Source organism: Pseudoalteromonas sp. PPB1 (genome assembly GCF_015356275.1).
Taxonomy (GTDB): Bacteria; Pseudomonadota; Gammaproteobacteria; order Enterobacterales; family Alteromonadaceae; genus Pseudoalteromonas; species Pseudoalteromonas rubra_D.
In genome coordinates, this window is the sequence record NZ_JACEQV010000068.1 from 1 (window position 1) to 1,647 (window position 1,647).

Annotated in this window: 1 protein-coding gene and 1 pseudogene; one reads left to right on the forward strand and one right to left on the reverse strand. The window is 42.0% G+C overall.

Translation table 11 applies throughout. From position 1 onward, the window contains the following. A pseudogene (locus IY568_RS24300) lies at positions 1-126 on the forward strand (Rnf-Nqr domain containing protein); the annotation flags it as partial. Positions 127-598: 472 nt separating this feature from the next. Here IY568_RS24300 and IY568_RS24305 read toward each other — a convergent pair. Then, complete coding sequence (locus IY568_RS24305; protein ID WP_164517640.1) at positions 599-745, reverse strand: hypothetical protein; 147 nt, start codon at positions 743-745, stop codon at positions 599-601. Positions 746-1,647 lie beyond the last annotated feature (902 nt).

Consider the following 1,647-nt stretch of genomic DNA (forward strand, 5'->3'; position numbering starts at 1 on the left):
CTGAACTTCGGTGAGTCAGTGATCTTTGGCTTAGGTTCTGGTGTGGGCTGGGCACTTGCTATCGTATTGCTAGCAGGTCTTCGCGAGAAAATGAAGTACGCTGATATTCCTGATGGTCTGCGTGGTCAGCTATTAGATTGAGGTCAGCTATTAGATTGAGGTCAGCTGTTAGATTGAGGCCAGCAGTTAGATTGAGGCCAGCTGTTAGATTGAAGCCGACTATTGGATTGAGGTCGGCTATTAGAGTGCGTTCAGATGTGCCGGATGAGTCCAGATATCAGTGAAGGACTATGTGTATTTGGTTGTCCTTATCAGTACCAAAAGGAATGCTATTGAAACTGAATACCCTTGTGTTCAATCAACTATCGAGTCGTGGCTTATCGGCTTGTTTGACAGCCTGGGTAGTTCGGACGATACGTATAAGGTATTCCCTCAGGTGACAGGCCCAGACGATCGAACATAAGGGAAAACGAAGTTTATGCGTTATTTTAGCTTCTTTAAACTGCGTACCAATGTATCAGGTGCACCGTTAGAGAGGTTAAGGCAAGACGATGACTGGCATTGCTAAACCCGTAACATGCACCAGTAGGTGCCACACTCAGGGGTTTGTAGTCGTGTCTATTTGTGTGATGCTATGTGTATCTATCTGTTGAGCAGCCCCGCCAGCGACAAGCTGTGTTTTACCAGGAGCAAGAAGCACTTTTGTAGTAAGGTTTTTTAACTTTTTGGCTTTCAACTTAAACATGACCAGATTTCCTGTTGTTATAGCAAATTAGTTGTATCGTGTTCACCTGCCTGGTGACATGTTTAACCTTAGCGAATACCCCAGAAATACACTAATTATCAAAACTTATCGTTTTTCATAACAATTAGACATAAACACCTGATTTAAATAGCAATAAAACTAACGATACCAGTTTGAAAAAACATAACATTTAAGAAAGCCGCTGTTTCACAGCACTCAGCATAGGTTTGCAGAGTAATTAAGGCTAAATCCAGTACGTTTTTTACGTCAAAACACTGCTTAGTGATTACAGGTAAGGCACCTGTTAGTGCTAATACAACGACACTGTAGGCTCACCTGAATGACTACGTGGATGTATATTGCTTTAAAATGGTGCACAGGAAGCGAAAGAAAACGAATCTGCTCAACGCAATGTCAGCGCACTCGAATCACCTCAAAACGGCTGGAGCTGCCCTCTAAGCAAGTGATACCAATTTTCTTAATTGAGTGCGCTATTTTGAGGCGAGAAAATAGGGTCAATAGCACCGCCTACATATATGTCGGTGAGGCGAAAATTTGCGAGTTCATACCTTAGGCAAAGATTCTAAATGAGAAATCTTTAACGCCGTTAGCGTCATACCGACTCCTTCAAATTGGCCAGGTATTAAGTGAAATTGATATAAATGACCACTTTAGCAATGTCACCATGGGGTTTGGTTTGCAAGACAAAAGATATAAAAAATCCGATATCAGGACACTGATATCGGATTATTCATTTAGCAGTCGCTGCTTAATTGTGTACTAGCTCAGACTTGACCTGACAGTTACCCGTTTTTCAATCGGTGATTGTCAGTCTAGATTTGGGCTAAATTCTTTTCAGCCCAGAGCGATTTCCCATCTAATAATGTTTCAAGTGGCGTTCT